This is a genomic window from Janthinobacterium sp. EB271-G4-3-2, from assembly GCF_020858035.1.
GTDB classification, from domain to species: domain Bacteria; phylum Pseudomonadota; class Gammaproteobacteria; order Burkholderiales; family Burkholderiaceae_D; genus Janthinobacterium; species Janthinobacterium aestuarii.
This window is the reverse complement of record NZ_JACYMG010000011.1, coordinates 221,192-237,868: the sequence shown is the minus strand read 5'-3', so window position 1 is coordinate 237,868 and position 16,677 is coordinate 221,192. Positions and strand designations below refer to the sequence as shown.

The window sequence follows — 16,677 nt, the reverse complement described above, 5'->3', positions numbered from 1 at the left end:
CGAGGTCGACCACAGGGCCTACTGTTGCATTCGGATCAAGGTAGCCAGTACGCCAGTCGAAAATTCCGTCAGCGCTTGTGGCGCTATCGGATACGACAGAGTATGAGCCGTCGGGGAAATTGTTGGGATAACTCCCCGATGGAAAGGCTGTTCCGCAGCTTCAAAACGGAGTGGCTGCCGTCAACAGGTTACATGACGGCACAAGAAGCACAACGGGACATCAGCCACTACCTGATGCACCGGTATAACTGGATACGGCCACATCAATTCAATGAGGGATTGGCGCCGGCCGTCACCGAAGAAAAACTTAACGTAGTGTCCGGGATGGGTTGACCACTACAGCTATTGCCAGACACTGTTCGGGAATTCCGCTAGTTCTGTCTCGAACGAGCACTCCTATGTCCCGTTCACGCATCCCGCAAGTGCGCCAAGCGGGGAGCGTGGGTCCCGACAGTTGTGCGAGGTTCAGCCAAACATGCAACTGGTTATGAATCGTCGGATGGGCCGTTTCCTGCCATATTTGCCAGTCAATTTCTGTCCGCAGGTGTGGCTGATCTAGCATTTAGGCTAGCCTTAGGATCGCTGCGAGGAAAAGGGCTCCTGGACGGCGACAATTTCGACGAGCAGGGCCACCAACAGATCTAGTTCTTCGATCGATGTGGTTTTGCTGAGACTGACCCGAATTGTGCCCGCTGCTAGGGCGTAATCAACTCCCATGGCGAGCAGCGTCTTTGGGGGGCTCAGCGAACCCGACGAACACGCTGATCCCGTTCCAACGATAACGCCACGCGCTGCAAGCTGATCCGCAATTTCCTCGCCCGATGCGCCCGGTATCGAAAAGCAGCTGGTGTTTGGAAGCCGCACAGCATTGGAGGAATGGAATTGAACAGGAAGAACTCCGCGCAGCCGCGACTCAAAATAGTCTCTTCGATTCCGCACTTCGTCGTACAGGGCGACGTTTATTTGGCCCACAGCCGCCGCCAACCCAGCTAGACCGGGCGTATTGGTGGTACCAGAGCGGAATCCCGCTTCTTGCCCACCGCCCACGAGCCATGGTAGAAGCGCTGTTCCAGGGCGGTAGTACATTCCTCCTATACCCTTCGGCCCGTGAAATTTGTGCGCCGAAAAGGACATTAAGTCCACTTCTGCCCAACTGCCCTGCAGATCGATAGGGATGCGTCCAATCGCTTGGGTTGCGTCGGTATGGAAGAGCGCAGTAGGACACCGGGCACGGACCAACTGCGCAATCTCCTCGATGGGCTGCACCACACCTGTTTCGTTGTTTGCGGCCATAACCGAAACAAGTTGGGTGTCAGGGGAGAGCAGCTCTGCCAATGTCTCGATGCATACGATGCCTTCCTTATTCACTGGAATCACGGACAGTTCGCAACCGTTCTTCCCAAGCCGTTCGGCCGGTTCACTTACCGAAGGATGCTCGATCGCACTAATGCACACTTTCCTAAGTCCTGAACTGTAAAGTGCAGAAAATATCCAGTTATTTGACTCCGTCGCACCTGACGTAAACAAGAAGCAGTCCGGTTCCTCAGCATTGAGAAGGCGGGCCAATTGTTCGGCTGCGATCCGACGGGGCACGTCTGCTCCAGTGTAACCAGCAGTGTTCGCAGAAGCGTTCGCATAGCAGTTCTCAAGATAATGGGTGACCGCCGCGACTACAGTGGAGGACGCCTTTGTTGTGGCGTTGTTGTCGAGATAAATCACGCTGATGCAGTCCTCGTCTTGTATTGATCCACAATGATTTTAACGATCAATGGCACAGTAGTCTCCACGTCGATGAAAGGCACCTGGACATACAGCGATTCAGGTTGTCCAATGCGCACGAGCATGTGTCCTTGTCCAAGGAGCCGGGCGGCGCCGCCATTTTTGATTCCCATTGCAATCTCGGATGTCGCGTCATTGTCGACCTTCAGCGTGAGCCTATTTCCGAGCTGAGAGCGCAATTGCATTGGCATTGCGTCTTTGTCGGGACGCTGGGCCGCAAAGATCAAGAAGATACCTGCAGCCCTCGCCTTCACGCTAAGCCTGTTAACAACATCCGGGACCACTTTCCGGTACTCCTCGATCATCATCCAGTCCGTAAATTCATCGTGGATGATCCACAACGTAGGCATCTCGTTTCCGGTCGCGCGACGATAGGCGCCGATGTTTGGAACGCCAGCTTCTTTGAATGTCCTGTATCGATCATCCATCACGTCAACCAGTTTCTTTAACGTTTCAATTGCAGCGAGAGGCTCGTCAATGATGCCTGCGGAGCCGGCTTGAATATGCGGCAGCGATTCAAGAGGGCGATAGTCCAGACCAAATTTCGGGTCAATTAGATAGATCAAAGCCTCGGCCGGCGAACGCGTCGCCGCGATGGTCAGCATGATATTCTGAATGAGAATGGATTTTCCGCTTCCGGTCATTCCCGCGACCAGCGTGTGCGGTTGAACGGACGGGTTGAGTAGCACGGGGCGACCGTCCTCCTCCGCGATACCAATGAGAATCTGTTCTCCATTTTCCTCGGCGTTGTACGTCTTTAAATATGCTAACAAGACGGCCTCGGTATGAAGTACCTCCCGGACAGGCCGTTTTACTGCAATTGAAATTCGGCCGGATTCTGGGGTGACACTGATGATCTGTATCCCATCGGATGTGAAAATCTCGCTTGCTTTCGCTTCCACGGCTTGGACAGTCAAGCTGGTTGTCCCTTGCAGCTTGATGATCCCTGCGTTAGGCGTCAGAACTAAATTTCCATCACTAGCCAGCTTCGCTGTGAGGCCTCGGCTGATCAATGCATGCCGGAGCTTCGCGCTCATTTCCGACAGCCATGCCTGGCCCTCCTCCTCGGATGAGCTAAATCGTGAAGCACGCTCTTCCAAGAACTCTATCAGCTCGTTTTTACCATTTTCCTTGCCGCCGCCAGCGCGCTGTGCCAGAGGCAACACAGAGCCAGGATTCCCTCGCACACCATGGTCATCTACCGCTTTACGGGTCCCGATCTCAGCATCATGAAGAGCGTCGACGACTGGCGCAGGGCGCGCATCGGAGGACGGCTCCACCGCACGGCCGACGTTGACGTCCTGGACCGCGTGCATAAGGTGCCGAATATTTGATTTCCCAAATGACAGGTGGCCATTGCTGTGCCGAAGATCTAAAGTGGCCTGGTGATCCTGCGCTTGAAAATGCGATAGCAATGCGCGCACATCCCCGGGCCCAAACACTTCTTGGAGCGCACTAAATTTGCTCCTAGGCTTTGGAGGAACAAGACCTACTACCCTGCTCACCTGCGTGGTGTATCCCTGCGGTTCATACACGAAGACATGCGAGTATCCCCACACCCGGAAGGTACACAATCGATCCCGCACAGCGCGCTTCCACGCGCTCGCGTCGAGTTGCGCCTTACCTGGCATAGTGACTGTTTGAAGTATCAGCAGATCGGAAATGCGAGCTAGCCAAGTTGCTTGATCGATCGTCGGAAATGTTTCATCCAATGCGTCGTTGATCTGGCCGAGCGTATCCATCAGCTGTTTTGCGGAGACTGTCGCCGCTTGATTGAGGCCATCAAATTTGACGAACTTTGCCTCCGTGACCACGATGTCCAAATGCAAGGAACCGTCGGGATTGACGATAGGAGCGAGGACAAGCAGGTCGGCCATGCTCGCCCCGTCTTTTTTACCAAGCCACTGACTGTAATCGTCTAGGAAACACCATGCAATTGCCCGGTCCTTACCGAGTTCCGCTTGGACGAGATAGCGTGATAGCACCATACCCAGCAGTTCGTTTGTATTGTTAGCCCTTCGAGCAGCTTTAAGGACAAGGCCGCCTGAAATCCGATTGGCATCCTCAATGGCACGCGCGCCCAGGTTCGCAATCCATGCCGGGCTGGTATCAGAAGCGACAAGGCCGCGAAGCTTTTCCCTGAGGGTATTGACCAGCAGCGTATCCCTCGCCTTAGAGGAAATAATGAGGTTGCGCCCGTGGGTGACCCGCTGTACATAGCGTATGACCTTAACCTTGCACTGTTCAAGCAGTTTTCGGTCCAAGAGTTCGTCTTCGTTCACGACCCAGGCAGCCAAATCATGCGTTTCGTTGAAGATGCGGTCCACGTTGCTGTCGTCAAAGTCAAGGGTCCGCATCAAGACCGAGCACTTGTCATTCGCCCAGGCCTCCGCTGCGCCCACGCCGCATAACTGTGCAATCGCGTATAGGTAAGTCCATCCAGTTACGGTTTGCACCGGACATACGAGTTGAAGGAGCACTTTGCGATCGCCTGGTGCTAGCGGTAGCCGTCGGTTCCACTGATGAGGCTGAAGCTCGATTGGATCGCGCGTGAAGCGCTCCACCCACTTAGGCTCCGTCTTTGCCTCACGCGAAATAAGGTCCCTGCAATACGCTATGTCCACGGGCTGCGTGCGGCCTCGATTGCGCAGGCGGTTAGCGGCAGTGATATTGACACGGACTCTAGCAAGGAAGTCACCGGTACCTTCGGTAGGATCATCTACAGTCTCAACGCCTCGCGACACGAGTTCACGATAGATTTCTCGCAGCCGATTTGCGCTTCGGTGCGTTAGCAAGATCTGGCACGTAATCTTGTCGCCGTCTCTAGCTTCGTTAATCCTGTTGATCTTGTTGACTACTGCGGCCGGCAAAGCTGCAGACTCGCAATCGTAGAGGAGGATGGACAGGTTGTCGCGCTCGTGCGGCTGAAGGCGCAGGTATTCCGTCACCTCGTGCTCGATTGTATTTGCGGCGGACACGAAATCATCCTCACCCGGAGCAAGATTCGCCATCGATGAACGCTCAGCGACGTGATGTAAAGAATAGCTGCCCAACGCCTGCATCCCTATACGCTGAGACGGCTCGTTTTCATCCCAAGCAATCGCCATTTCCGGATAGAGCGGATGAGTCAACAACTGCTCAACTTCACGGAAGAACAACGCCCCATGCGAGCCGTCGGAAAATGGCGCCCGTCCCTGTTCGGCCAGCCGCGCAATGTGAGCAATTGCCTGTTGTTGTCGTGCCTTCGTGGCTTCCATGCGCAATGGATGCCAGGGACAGACAACTGCGACCGAGGGCCGTCTGCCTGAACGGGCAACTTGAGCTTGTCCGACCGAGAGGACTATCTTGAGTAGACGACGTCGCGACTCTTCATGGGTCAGCGATGCAATGGCCAGCAACAGCGACCTATAAGACGCTGCGATCTGTTCCGTATGTTGGTGGTCCATTGCGTCATGAGCGAGCGCGCAAACGCCGAGGGAATACAAGGCCTCGAAATGCTCGAATTGAGCTTGGAGGGTGGCGATCGTTTCCGATCCAATCGATTGCGCACCACGGATGTGATCCATTCGCTCATCCCATTCAACCGGAATGGCCCTAATTTTCGTCTGCGCCGGCACGAACGCCCCCCGCCCACCCTGGCGCGCAACTTCGGCAAACCCTTGGGTATCGTTGAGCGACAAACTGAGCGGAACGCCCTTGCGCCCTACACCTTCATACTCGCTCTGACAGTGTACAAGGCACGTCTTTTTTTTCTCGGCGTATCGCCTTAACCCGTCGAAATCGGCGGCTTCCTGACTTAAGATCGACTCGGTTGGAAACTTCCAAAAGAGTTTGAACGAGCATACTTGCACGTCAGGCAGTCCGCTTCGCTCTACATAACCCGCCGCCACGAATTCGAGCGTGGTGGCACTATTGGACTTCTTCGCCCCGTTGTACTTGGGTCTGTCCTTCAAACTTGGCCAGACCGTGTCGGTATAGGAAAAAATCTGCGTCTTGCTGAAACGGATTTTGTTTCCTGATTTGACCTGAAGTGAGCGGTAATTACGTTCGAAATATTCGCATGCGCGCCGGTTACGGTCGATGTAACTATTGTTCTTCTCCTGGGACTTTCCTTCCAGGACAATGTAGAACGACTCGTTCGCATCGAGCCTACCGACGAACCGCTGCAGGCACTCGAAAATTCCACGAAGTAAATCGGTGCATTCGACGCGTTTTCCGTGGACGAAATCGGCCCAGTCCATGTAAAGCTTGCGGTCCTTTTCAATTGCGTCCGTGTGCCTCTCAAAAAAATCCCGATACTCCTCAGGCGCGGCGGCTGACTTGCGGGGCATTTTCTCCAAAGTGGTCATCAGCAAATCGTCGTCCATGCTGACCGAGACATTTTCATCCACAAGCGCTTTGCGCGTGAGCGTAGCAAAGTCCGCACGTGAGATCTTTCTGTCCTTGTCAAAACAACGCTGCGCATGTTGCCAATCGTGCTCATAGAGGAATGCTTGAACTGCTTCACTTCTTGGCGCGGCCTCGATATAAGCTTCAAAGGCACCCAACACTTCTTCAGGAACCGGCGGCATGCTTTTGCCATCCCGCAGACGCCGCAGGTCATCCCGCATCGTCTCCTGATCAAGCAGGTCAAACTTTTTTCCTCGTTTTTCCAGATAGCATTCCAACCCATAGTGCGTTCTGAATCTTTCCGCCCATTGGGACGGCAATTTCATTTTCGCTTCGTTCAGCGAAGCAAATGCGTCTTCCGATAACGGAAGGCCGATAACCGGCAATGCCTTGCCTGCGGCGCGCACCAGAGGTTCGTCCTTGTAAAACTGTAGGACTGCGCGAAGGTATGCACCTACCTTCACAGTTGGACACGACCCGGTATCGAAAAGGCCCTTCAAGAGCGCCTCCACGTGTCGGGCATCTTGAGGATAGAGCGTCATCCCCAAGCTGTCCGCTACGAACTTCACCCAGATGCCCGCAATTGCTTTGTCTTTCAAGTCCGATGCATCCGTTCGATCGCTGTCAGCGAGAGACGCTCCCGCATCATTTTCTAATTCGGCGGCAATAACCACAGTGCCAGCTGTGCGAGGACGATTACGCACGCCGACCGAGGATTCTTCCGTCAGGTGTTTCTGGTCGATATCGAAACCAGCAAGGACGCCCGCAGGAAATTGTAGAGCCAACCGCGTTGCCCATCCACCATGAGCGTCGCGCGCCTGAACGAATCCGACTAACTGCGCGACAGAGAACCCGGCAAGTACATGGAATGCTCCCCTGAAGCTGGTATCGGCCAACTGATCTTGAAGCTTGTGGAGTACATACTCAAGGGCAATCGAACCAACTAGCGCATCTGAATCAGATATCTGGTGCTCATTCATCCGCGTTTTTCCATTGGGTTAATGATGTAGGTGCAAGCGTCACTCATACGCCGTGCCAAGCCGAGTCCTATCAAGTGCTGGCTGAATCGCTCCCGATTCCGCTTGAAGTCGCTTTCGTCGAATAGGCTCGTAGGGACCACATCTCCCGCTTCCGTAGCACCGATGACTAGCCTGTAGCGCACGAACAGGAGGGTCAAAAAGGCACTCTCCTCCATGGGAGCCGACACATTGGCCAACACCAAGCATCGCAGTAGTTCATCAGTGGGCGCATAACGTGATCGATTAGTACCCCGCTGGGATACCAATCCGCATCCCTTCGCCAAGCCCACTAACCCAGCAGACGTATAAGTCTTATAGTGCCGTTCCGCGTGGGCATAGAAAGCCTTCAACATGGCATCGGCATTATCTCCATCATCGATAAGACGCTCATCGAGCGAGAATTTTTCTTGTAGGAAGCTGCCAAGCTGGCGCATTTTTTCGACGTCGTCAATGTCGTCGCCATCCAGCGCAGCCTGCAATTCCTCGTTCTCTTTCACGGTGGATTCCAGGTATCCTCGAACCGCTCGTAAACCTAATCCGTCATTATCCAAGTAAGATGAAATGGCAGCCTTTCTTACGAGATCGCTGCGCGGGGCAAGGATTTCGCAGACGATATTCGGCATATCTGCATTGCCGGCCCAGGCGTTTGCTGTCTCGATCGCATATAGATAAACATGCAATCCTAGTAGCGGCTGAATATACTGGAAGGCATCTTGATTCGGCATGCCTAACTCAAGCAAAGCCGCGATGTCAGATCCCATCCGGTCGTATGCAGGGTGCGCGATGTAGGGTAGGTAAGTGCCTCCCTTGCGGTTACCCAAGTCCGGAACTCCATCTTCGAGCAAGCGAAGCAGCAATTTGTTTCGCGCGCCATCTGGTTTCAGTGACGGCTCAAGACCATCCTTGATCCTCGTGCGGAGCGGCTCGGAGGCTCTGGTCAGCATCAGGTAAGCAAGTTCCCCCGTACGCGTGAAGACCCGCCGATTAAAATCGAGCTTGTCGGCACCTGGGGTTTCGTAGACCGGTTCGTATAACGCGGCCGGACCTATTGGGAAGATGAACTGAGCAGTCCAGGCACGGCTACTGCCAGGGTCTACGACGATACTGCGCAGCAACCGAACAATACTTACCAATTCGCCAAACGATTGGAATCGCGACCGGAGATAAGAGAAATCGGTAGACTGATTTATCCCCAAGATCGCGCTGTCGGCCATCTCCTCAAGCCAGGTATCCCATGCATCTTCGTCGTGATTGGATGAATCCGCCAAGATCTCTTCCATACCGGGATTTTTGAACAAGATGTTACGCAACTGGAGGCTGCGATTGGCGGTGTAGACGTGCTTGCCGTTTGGACGGGTCGGGTCAAAAAGCTGACCCTCACGGTACATACCTTCGGCAATACCGAGAAACTCGAGCATTAGTGCGGAAAAGGGCTGGGGTTCGATGCGATGTCCCCATATGGCTTCGACGACCCACATGTCGTTGCTCTGTTTGGAGCCTAAATAGGCTTCGCGATTGGTTGGAAGGGTAATCATTCGGAAAAATAAATCCCTTTTTTATGAACAGTGCCCGTGTCGTGTAGGTCGAGCAGATGCAGCATTGTTGGACTTGTGCTCAGCGCCAGGTCACGCAGACAACTCTGTTTCAAGGACATGAAGTCAGCAGACGCTTCGCGTGAGAAACTGGATGGCATCGTTCCCTCGGCTACGCGGCGCAGAAATTCGAAGCGCTGTAGCGTCAAAGGAAAGGAGAAGGTCAAGCCATTTGCATGCTGCAGTACCAAATCTGGAACCGTTTGATGGGGTTGGCGCACCACTTTCATGCCGGGGGGCGCCCCCTCTAGCTCAGCTTGCCCTAGGAATAAATTACTGATCGGCGCGGCGGTTAGATCAAGACCCGAAGTGTAGAGGACCTCGGCCACTTCATCGGATAAAAGAAGGCCTGTCCAGACACGATTCAGGCCCGACGCAAGTTTGCTGAGGTTGGAACGGGACGGTTTTTTACCAGCCGCGAGCTGCCCGATGATATCGGTGAGGTAGACTCCAGCATAGTGGAAGGTAGTCGTCTCCCAGAGTTTATGCTCCGTTAATTGCGCTTCGGACGCTTGCAGGAATATCCGCCGCCGCTCGGCGCTGAGGGCCGCTAAGAATTCCAGCGTCCGTTCTTCGTCTACGATGTCGCCTCGGATATATTGATTCAGGAGTTCGTCAAAATGGGGGTTGTGTTGCTTAAACCTGTCCACCTCAACTAGGGCCTGATGGGCCGCGTGGAGATCTGGGTCACGGGAGCCGAAAACGATGAGTTCGTCCAAGTCGTTTGTCGTCTCCTCTCCCACGTGCAACATGGCAAGAAATCGGTACACGCCTCTCTTGTTGCGGGCACTCGAAGTAAGATTGTCACCGAACAGGTTGCGATGGAAAGCGGCGAGGTGCAGCTCGTCGGAGTCAATAGCCAACTCGTTGTCCACACCTGGTCGGATAAGGCGATCACGAGCCTTCGGGTGTCCCAGCAAACTGTTTGTCAACAAACATAGGACGCCACGTACAGGAAGATGATGGCCGGTCGCGTCGGCAATCCGCGCAAGCATGATGAGCTTCTCGCGTATTTCGGGCGCGCTCAAGGCCGCGTGATTTCGCCTTAGCGATGACTTAGCTGAGAAAAGAGGATTAGTTTGCTCTGTCTCGAAGCACTGCCACTCGTCTCGGTCGAGCAGGGCCTCAAGGCAGCGCCGCATGATGTCTTCGCTGGGAATATGGCTTAAGTTGAGCAACCGCAGCCGTTCGCAGTCACGACCGCCCTTCGCGTGCAGGGAAACAAGGTCCGTTTTCAACCGCTCGATCAGCTCGTCTGTTCCGTGAGGTATCGCGCGGAATAGTTCGTGCAGCTGTCCATCATTTACCGCCAGGACGAAATAGTCATCTGATGCGGGGCCGTAGACAGAACGAGCCATACGCCCTAGAAGCTCAATCTGCTCTGGACGCAGGGTAGAAGTAGATTTCCATGCAGTCACATCGTAGATCAGGGTCAAAGTACGCATCCCTGCCGACGTGGAGACGTTTATACTGGTCATTCCCTGATCCCCAGCGCCATCACCATTCGTCAGTTCTCGGACGATATCAATACAGAGCGATGTCTTGCCGTCGCCGGCCGTCCCCGTTAGAACAACGTTCTTAAAATCGCCTGTCTCGCGCGGAAAACACGCCATCACTTCTGCGCGTGCGGGATGTTCGAAAGCGAGCTTAGGAATGCCTAGATCAGATGCAAGCTTGTCCACGTGCTCCGCTTGCATGGCTTCGTTATCAGCTACGGGGCCGTAGCTTCTCAGTAATCGAATCCAACTTTCGCCGTTCGTCATGTCCGCCTCGCCTTGCTCCAGTACTTACAATTGACAGATCAAACAACCGTCTCTAGCCCTGGGCACCACCTCGAGCCCACCGAGAGTTTCCGCAAGAGTTCGGTTCGGCTGGCGCTTCAAGATACGAATCTGTTTTTCATCCCAGTTGCCTTCAATTTGCGCCATCCTCTCAGGCTTTTCAAGATCGGTCAACGACTCGTTAGTGCACCAATAGAACACATTTCCATTGATGTGGTTTGGCTTCTCATACGCTTTCGCCTCCTCATAAAGATCAGGATAACGCTGCTTTAAGCGGACCCATTCAATTTTCTGCTGGTAGAAACAAAAGAAACATCCGCTTCGCGTACGACCCCACTCGGTGTAGGGAGGCATTCCCAATCCAGAATCTTCTAGAATGCGTTGCACACCTTCATATGCAATCCCGTCGTCACGAAATGGGAAAACCGCACGGATATTGGGCTTGTGGCTAATATAGCCTACGCGCTCCTCGTCGGCTCGGATGCCCACGTAGTTGATGCAGAAGTCGTCTCCGATATAATTTTCGAAGGGCTTCAATTTCATTAAATCGGTGCACCAACGACGATGGTTAGACGGCAGCATGCCACCTTTCATCCGGAGAATTAAGTCAAAAGTCGTCCCAAACGTAGTGCGCACAATTTTCTGCCCGAGGTATCCCTCAAGCCGCTCAAGGTATTCGTACGTATCAGGCAGCTCTTTACCCGTGTCGTGGAAAATATATTCCATATTCTCGACGCGATCGCGCATATGAACGGCTAAAGCCGCACTATCTTTCCCTCCAGAGAGGCTCAGGATGTGGCGGACCTTCGTACGGTCTTCCGGCCACGCCGTTGAGGTAAGTGGTAATTTGTCTGTCATTTTATATTGCACCTTTTTGCTCGCCCTCGAGCTGCGCCCATATTGCACGCATTGCTGCCGCTAGTCCATAGCGGCCATGCTCCGAGAGTATATTTACAATGGCCGCTTCGGCCTGGATTAATCGACCGTCATCCATTCCATCCCAATTTATAAGCTCGCCAACTTCTGTGCCGTCGCTCTTCGTTAACGCTATTCGACAGGCGCGACCACTTAGCTTCTTTGTAGTGCCTATCAAGGCCATTTCTGTTCGCAAGAAACGGCCTGCGGCCAACTCAAGCTGGTGATTAAATTCCGCTTCGTCTTTATCCGTCCAACGTTCAGGGGATTTGCGAGCCAAAAGATTGGCTATCGATTCGATCCACTCTCGTTGCTCCAACGTCTTGTCCGAAAGGCGTAATGCGAAAGCCTTCAGGCTAGGCTCAGTCACTGCAACGCTGAGCTGAGCTGCCCGGTCAGCAATGTTGAGGCGGGCTGTTGCCGCCGGCAGCTCTACCCTAAATGCGGCACTCAGCGATGCCGCGAGGCGCTCGATGAGGTTTGGGTAAGCCGTTCGAATTTCGTGCAACGCCTTTTTTAGTGAGGCAGCAAATTCATGCGGGTCAGAGAGGCCTTGGGCTCCAACAGGTTCGAATCCGCAGGCTATGGGCAAAGTCACGAATACTAGTTTAAGTGGCTCCCGGGCGTCCAACAGTGCACGCCGGACAGCGCCGGCGACGGCTGACAGCGTTTGGGTCTTCCGAGCGTAATCCGGAACCTCTCGACCAATAAAAATCGCAAGTGGACGGATTAAGTCTAAAAGATCCGCTTTCGATGCGTCCCGAGGATCGATTTGCAGCTGCGATAACAAGTTGGTTAGTAGCTCGGTGCGTACAGTGTCGAGTTCACAATGCTGCAGGTGGAAATGTTGAGGCTCCTTCATTAATCTCAAAAACGCGTCTCCCCCTACCTCATGAAGGTAAGTCCGATCTTCATAGACAGCGACCCGCTGGTGATGCGTGGCGAGATAGATGGCTACGACAAACGGCTGCAATCCTTCTCTAAGTCCGAACGGTGGAAGGGAGAGAATTTCAAACACTTCCGTCAAAGGGATCAGGACGTCGTTCCCTCTTTGCTGAAGTGTCTTCGTTATCAAATCGAAGGTAGGGATCAGGCGACACGCGTCCTCTTCTTCGGACGGGACGCGAAATACCCAGCCGTTCTCACCCTTCATATGGAAGTTACCGTGCTCTAGCACGGAAAGGTATAACGCCATCTCCGGGGGACGCTTAGTCGAGTCCATGCCGAGAAAGGGTTTTTCCGGGTTCATCGTCATCGCCTCGACGAGCTTCGTACGCGCAGCAACTGCCGCACTGCTCGGATATCGCCGATTGATGAGTTCGTTCAAAACCCTTGGCGTCTGAGAATAGATCCGCTTGCATTCCTTGCCAAGAAAAGTGAGTAGATCTTTCCCGGAGGAGAGGATTATTGGAGAGTCAGCATGGCAGTGATGCCATGCAAGCCTTTGACCATTTGACACTGCAAGGTTGTCCAGCCCCTCCAAAGAATCTCTCACGTGCTTCTCGGCCCGCCGAATTTGGCGCGCAACCTCTTCTCGGGCATGTTTGTCGCCAGAAAGCTGAGGAACATTGGCACCAATCCATTTCCAAGCGAGCAAATCACCCAGCGCCTTAACTGCTGAGTTTTGCGGTGTCGCGACACTGACGTATGTTCCCTCTGGAATTTCTCCTGCCCGCTGTAAAAGAAGCCTCTGGGCCTTCTTTTGCAAGGCTGCGTCCATAGGTAAGACAACGAATAAGCTGAGGTCGGCACCTTTTCCATTCAATTTTGGGAAGCTAGTCAATAACTTCTCAAGGTCGCTCGCGGGCACGATTTTTACGTCTGCATACCGAAGCGTTCCGGTCTCGGAGTAGTAGGCGCGTGGCACCAAGTCTTCCGACTTGATGTGACTACACAACGCATGCAGCCCTCCGGCCCCGTTTGTGGTGGCGATTGTCGCTCGCACGAGTGCTTCCTCAAGATCGACACTTGTGTGAGGCCAAAGGCAGAGACCGCGAACCGTCCCTCGTTCATAAATAACGCCCCGCTGGCGGAGAGATTTTATCGCGGCATTTACTACCGATGATCGCCCGCCAATGGCCAACGCGACTGCCGCTTCAGTAGAAGGCAAGTCCGGAGAATCCAGCAGGCTCAGCATTGCGATCGTCTTAAGAACCTTGTCTTCAATTTCACCTTCGGTGACTGTCGACGCGAGTACCGACTCGATGACTCCCCAATGTGTAAAACTACTTCCAGAAACAATCGTCGGCAAGAGGTTTAAGCGAACATAATCGAACAGATCCGAAACTCGATAGAAGCAGTCCCCATTCAACTCATTGGCGATGTGACTTTGTAGCCCCATTGGCTCGCCGGACGAAATAAAGCTGAAGAGCGAACGTTCGTTCTGACCGAATTTCCGCATCGTCCTCGTGAGGACAGGCAGAGCTGCGGGGTGAATCGGAAAAATTCTTGCGCTCAATCCTAGTAAGGACTCCGCTGCTGCTGCACCATACATACCCGCTCGCACCGCTGACACCATTGAATGGGACGCTTCCTCGCGAATCATTTTAGGAAGAAGTGTCTCGTTCACATTCAATGTCGCAGACAGAAGCGTAGCTACTTGTTCGGTAGGCTGAACGTAGACTATTTCCTCATACCGTCCAGAGACCTTATCCCATTCTCGCTTCGATACAGAGTCAAGACTGCTCGCATATGCCGCGACACCTTGGTGCAACATTGCGATGACCAGGAAGGCGTTCTTCCCGCTGCGGTTGGCCTCTTCAGCTAAACGCTGGAGCAAAAAGATGTCGTCTTCTTCCGGGTGTCGCGCCGCGAACTCTAGATTCTTACCTAGCTCATCCAATACCAAAACGACACCGGTAAATTTTCGCTTTCTCGCCGCAACGACAGCTGCCTTGACTGCCGAGAGGACCTCGTCCGTGCTTGGCTTTCTTTTTGCGGTCCATGGGACATCAAGGGCACGCAGAACGGTCCGGCCCAGCGGCTCGCTATCGCCTGTTGCGAGCGCGGGCACGAATGAAGAATTACCTATAAACCGGTGTAGGTTCTTTGGCAATTCACCTTTTTCGCCTTTTGCGATACGCGCCAACGCTAATCCGAAGTCCGTCTTACCTGATCCGTAGTCGCCCGCAATACGCCATGCACGCTGAGTAGAATCTGGCTGCAGACCTTCAGTAATTCGATCAAGCGCCTGGCGAGCCACAGGAGTCAGGATGTATGCCAAAGAAGAACGTGGATCTTCAATGTCGCGCTCTAGATGAACGGAACGCATGAACCGGGGATGGATCCGGAGCAGGCTTGAAATTGTGGTGTGCGCTGTGACAGCGGACTTTCTAGTGTTAGGCATTGTTATACGAAAATTGGGTTCTTGTAAGCTTCAGCGAGCGCCTTGCACCCGTCTTGCTTGGATACGCGTTGTAGCAGTCTCATATTTGCTGAATCGGTCAATTGAAACACCTGTGGCTGAGTCCGAGCCAGATGCTCAATTCGGCTCAGCACCTCACGCTCTTGCATCTTCAATAGGCGACCTGGACTGTGATCCCCTGAGGTGAGTTCGCGAAACGAAACCGTGCTTTCGTTCGGAAATTTCCGGTTCCACCAGTCATGGATGAAGTATGTAAAAAGCTGTTGTGGAATGCTGGCCTTTACACCAACGTCGAAGGTGTAAAGGGACTCCCACTTACCATGAGAATTGGGCCTCTCGCCGACCTCGCGGATGAGACCAAGAACCGAAAGGGCGCTGTCCAAATGATCTTCGCCTTTGTCGCCCCGTGGCGGTCGGTAGCTATGCAAGAGCACATCCCAATGCTGGCGAAGCGTGACCGGTGAGGCATCCTTGGAACTCTCCTGCGACTCTCGCCGGAAAGCCTCAAGCACTTCCGAAACACTAAATTCCATAGTGGGCCAACGATTAAACATGCACTCCCACGCAAATAGTGAATATTCGGTATTTGTACAGATGAGCCAATGAAGGAGCCAGTTGGACGTATGGTCTTCGAGATATGGGTCGAGGCCTGATGACGGACGAAATATCATGGCGCCAATGGGGCTGAGCTGCCATTTCCCGTCAATACGGGTTGCTACTTGGAAGGCCTCGATCCAACACCGCAAGGACTCGACCATATTTTTTCCCAAACCCATAGACGTAATTCCATGGTCGATGTCCGTGAACGGATCCTTGTCGTCAAGAATCTGTTGAATAGCTTTTGGGAGCCAAGAAATTCGCAGAGAGAACGATTGGTGGCCCGAGAAACGAAAGGACGGCGCCTGCTCGGCAATTGGAAGGGTAGAACGACGGAGATTCGACATAGAACTTTCAGGCTTGCTGCAATGATCTTTGGTTTCTGAGGGTGATATTTCGGGGGCGCCGGCATTTTTTCTGCAACGGGCGTGAGCCGATATATTGGTCGTAGATTTCATTTCGCGACCTCAAAGCCCATCGCTTCTGCAAGCACCTTTGCGGCCAACCAGTTAATGCTGACTTTCTCCCCTCGCTTCTGCTGCTCCGCCCCGGCAGCAATCACCAATGCGGCGTGTAGCTCGGGAGGGTCACGAAGAAATACCGTCTTCGAAGACGCGATGTCCGTGCCGATCTTGAGGGGAGTATTTTTTTAGCGCATTAGGGGGTACTTTTCTGGCGCAATAGTAACATGCCACGTCAAGCTGTCAATGATAGCAGCGATTTCAGTGCTAGCATCAAACGGACGGAAATTTGGTGTATTTTGCCAGGGACCGAAATGAGCCGGGGGCATACCCGCTCCCAGCATTGGCAAGTAGACTATGGTTTGCCGCCGGGCATACGTCACTACCGCTTTCGGCACGTCGAATAACCGCCGATTCCCGCCGAACTACGACTCTCGACGAACAGCTCGTGCACACGGCTACGCAATGCCGTGCGCTCAACATCAATGTGGCGGGCGCGCTCCCGATATGCATATAGGCATGACCGCGCTACGTCGAACACCGCGCAGATCAACTCGATTGATTCGTCACCACAAATCTGATCGATTACCTCGTACGTTCTATCCCTTCCGACATCAAGAGCGCGGTACCCCCTCCACGCAGACTTCGAGCCGCCCCTCATCGAAAACGTCAAAGGCATGATTCTGACTGTATTCACAGCGAAGAAACAACGTCTCTCGACGTCGATGTTTGACTGGGCGAAGCCAGTTATTGTGACTCGTAAGAAAGGCAAACGCCTCA

At 53.6% G+C, this 16,677-nt stretch carries 8 protein-coding genes and 1 pseudogene; 1 reads left to right on the top strand and 8 read right to left on the bottom strand.

What is annotated here, in order from left to right:
* Window positions 1-333, top strand: a 333-nt coding sequence (locus tag IGS55_RS21990) for an integrase core domain-containing protein (RefSeq protein ID WP_230516971.1), incomplete at its 5' end; no start/stop codon positions are given.
* A 240-nt stretch (window positions 334-573) separates the two neighbouring features.
* Here the strand turns inward: IGS55_RS21990 and IGS55_RS21985 are convergent.
* The 8 genes and pseudogenes from IGS55_RS21985 to IGS55_RS21950 all read right to left on the bottom strand — a co-directional run.
* Window positions 574-1,719, bottom strand: coding sequence for a cysteine desulfurase family protein (locus IGS55_RS21985; RefSeq protein WP_230516972.1), 1,146 nt, complete (start codon window positions 1,717-1,719; stop codon window positions 574-576).
* On the bottom strand, window positions 1,716-7,148 hold the full coding sequence (locus IGS55_RS21980; protein WP_230516973.1) for an FtsK/SpoIIIE domain-containing protein: 5,433 nt from the start codon (window positions 7,146-7,148) through the stop codon (window positions 1,716-1,718). The genes IGS55_RS21985 and IGS55_RS21980 overlap by 4 nt, the downstream gene beginning before the upstream one ends.
* A complete protein-coding gene (locus IGS55_RS21975; protein ID WP_230516974.1) occupies window positions 7,145-8,722 on the bottom strand; it encodes a hypothetical protein in 1,578 nt (525 codons plus the stop codon). The genes IGS55_RS21980 and IGS55_RS21975 overlap by 4 nt, the downstream gene beginning before the upstream one ends.
* Window positions 8,719-10,542, bottom strand: coding sequence for a hypothetical protein (locus IGS55_RS21970; RefSeq protein WP_230516975.1), 1,824 nt, complete (start codon window positions 10,540-10,542; stop codon window positions 8,719-8,721). The genes IGS55_RS21975 and IGS55_RS21970 overlap by 4 nt, the downstream gene beginning before the upstream one ends.
* Window positions 10,543-10,566: 24 nt before the next feature.
* Window positions 10,567-11,418 carry a phosphoadenosine phosphosulfate reductase family protein gene (locus IGS55_RS21965; RefSeq protein ID WP_230516976.1) on the bottom strand — a complete coding sequence of 284 codons (852 nt, stop codon included), beginning with the start codon at window positions 11,416-11,418 and terminating at the stop codon, window positions 10,567-10,569.
* 1 nt (window position 11,419) lies between these two features.
* Window positions 11,420-14,746 carry a hypothetical protein gene (locus IGS55_RS21960; protein ID WP_230516977.1) on the bottom strand — a complete coding sequence of 1,109 codons (3,327 nt, stop codon included), beginning with the start codon at window positions 14,744-14,746 and terminating at the stop codon, window positions 11,420-11,422.
* Between the two features lie 77 nt (window positions 14,747-14,823).
* Window positions 14,824-15,894 (bottom strand): DUF4007 family protein, encoded by a 1,071-nt coding sequence (locus IGS55_RS21955; protein ID WP_230516978.1) that lies wholly within the window; start codon window positions 15,892-15,894, stop codon window positions 14,824-14,826.
* A gap of 418 nt (window positions 15,895-16,312) precedes the next feature.
* Window positions 16,313-16,531 (bottom strand): annotated as a pseudogene (locus IGS55_RS21950) (IS3 family transposase); the annotation flags it as partial.
* Window positions 16,532-16,677: the final 146 nt, after the last annotated feature.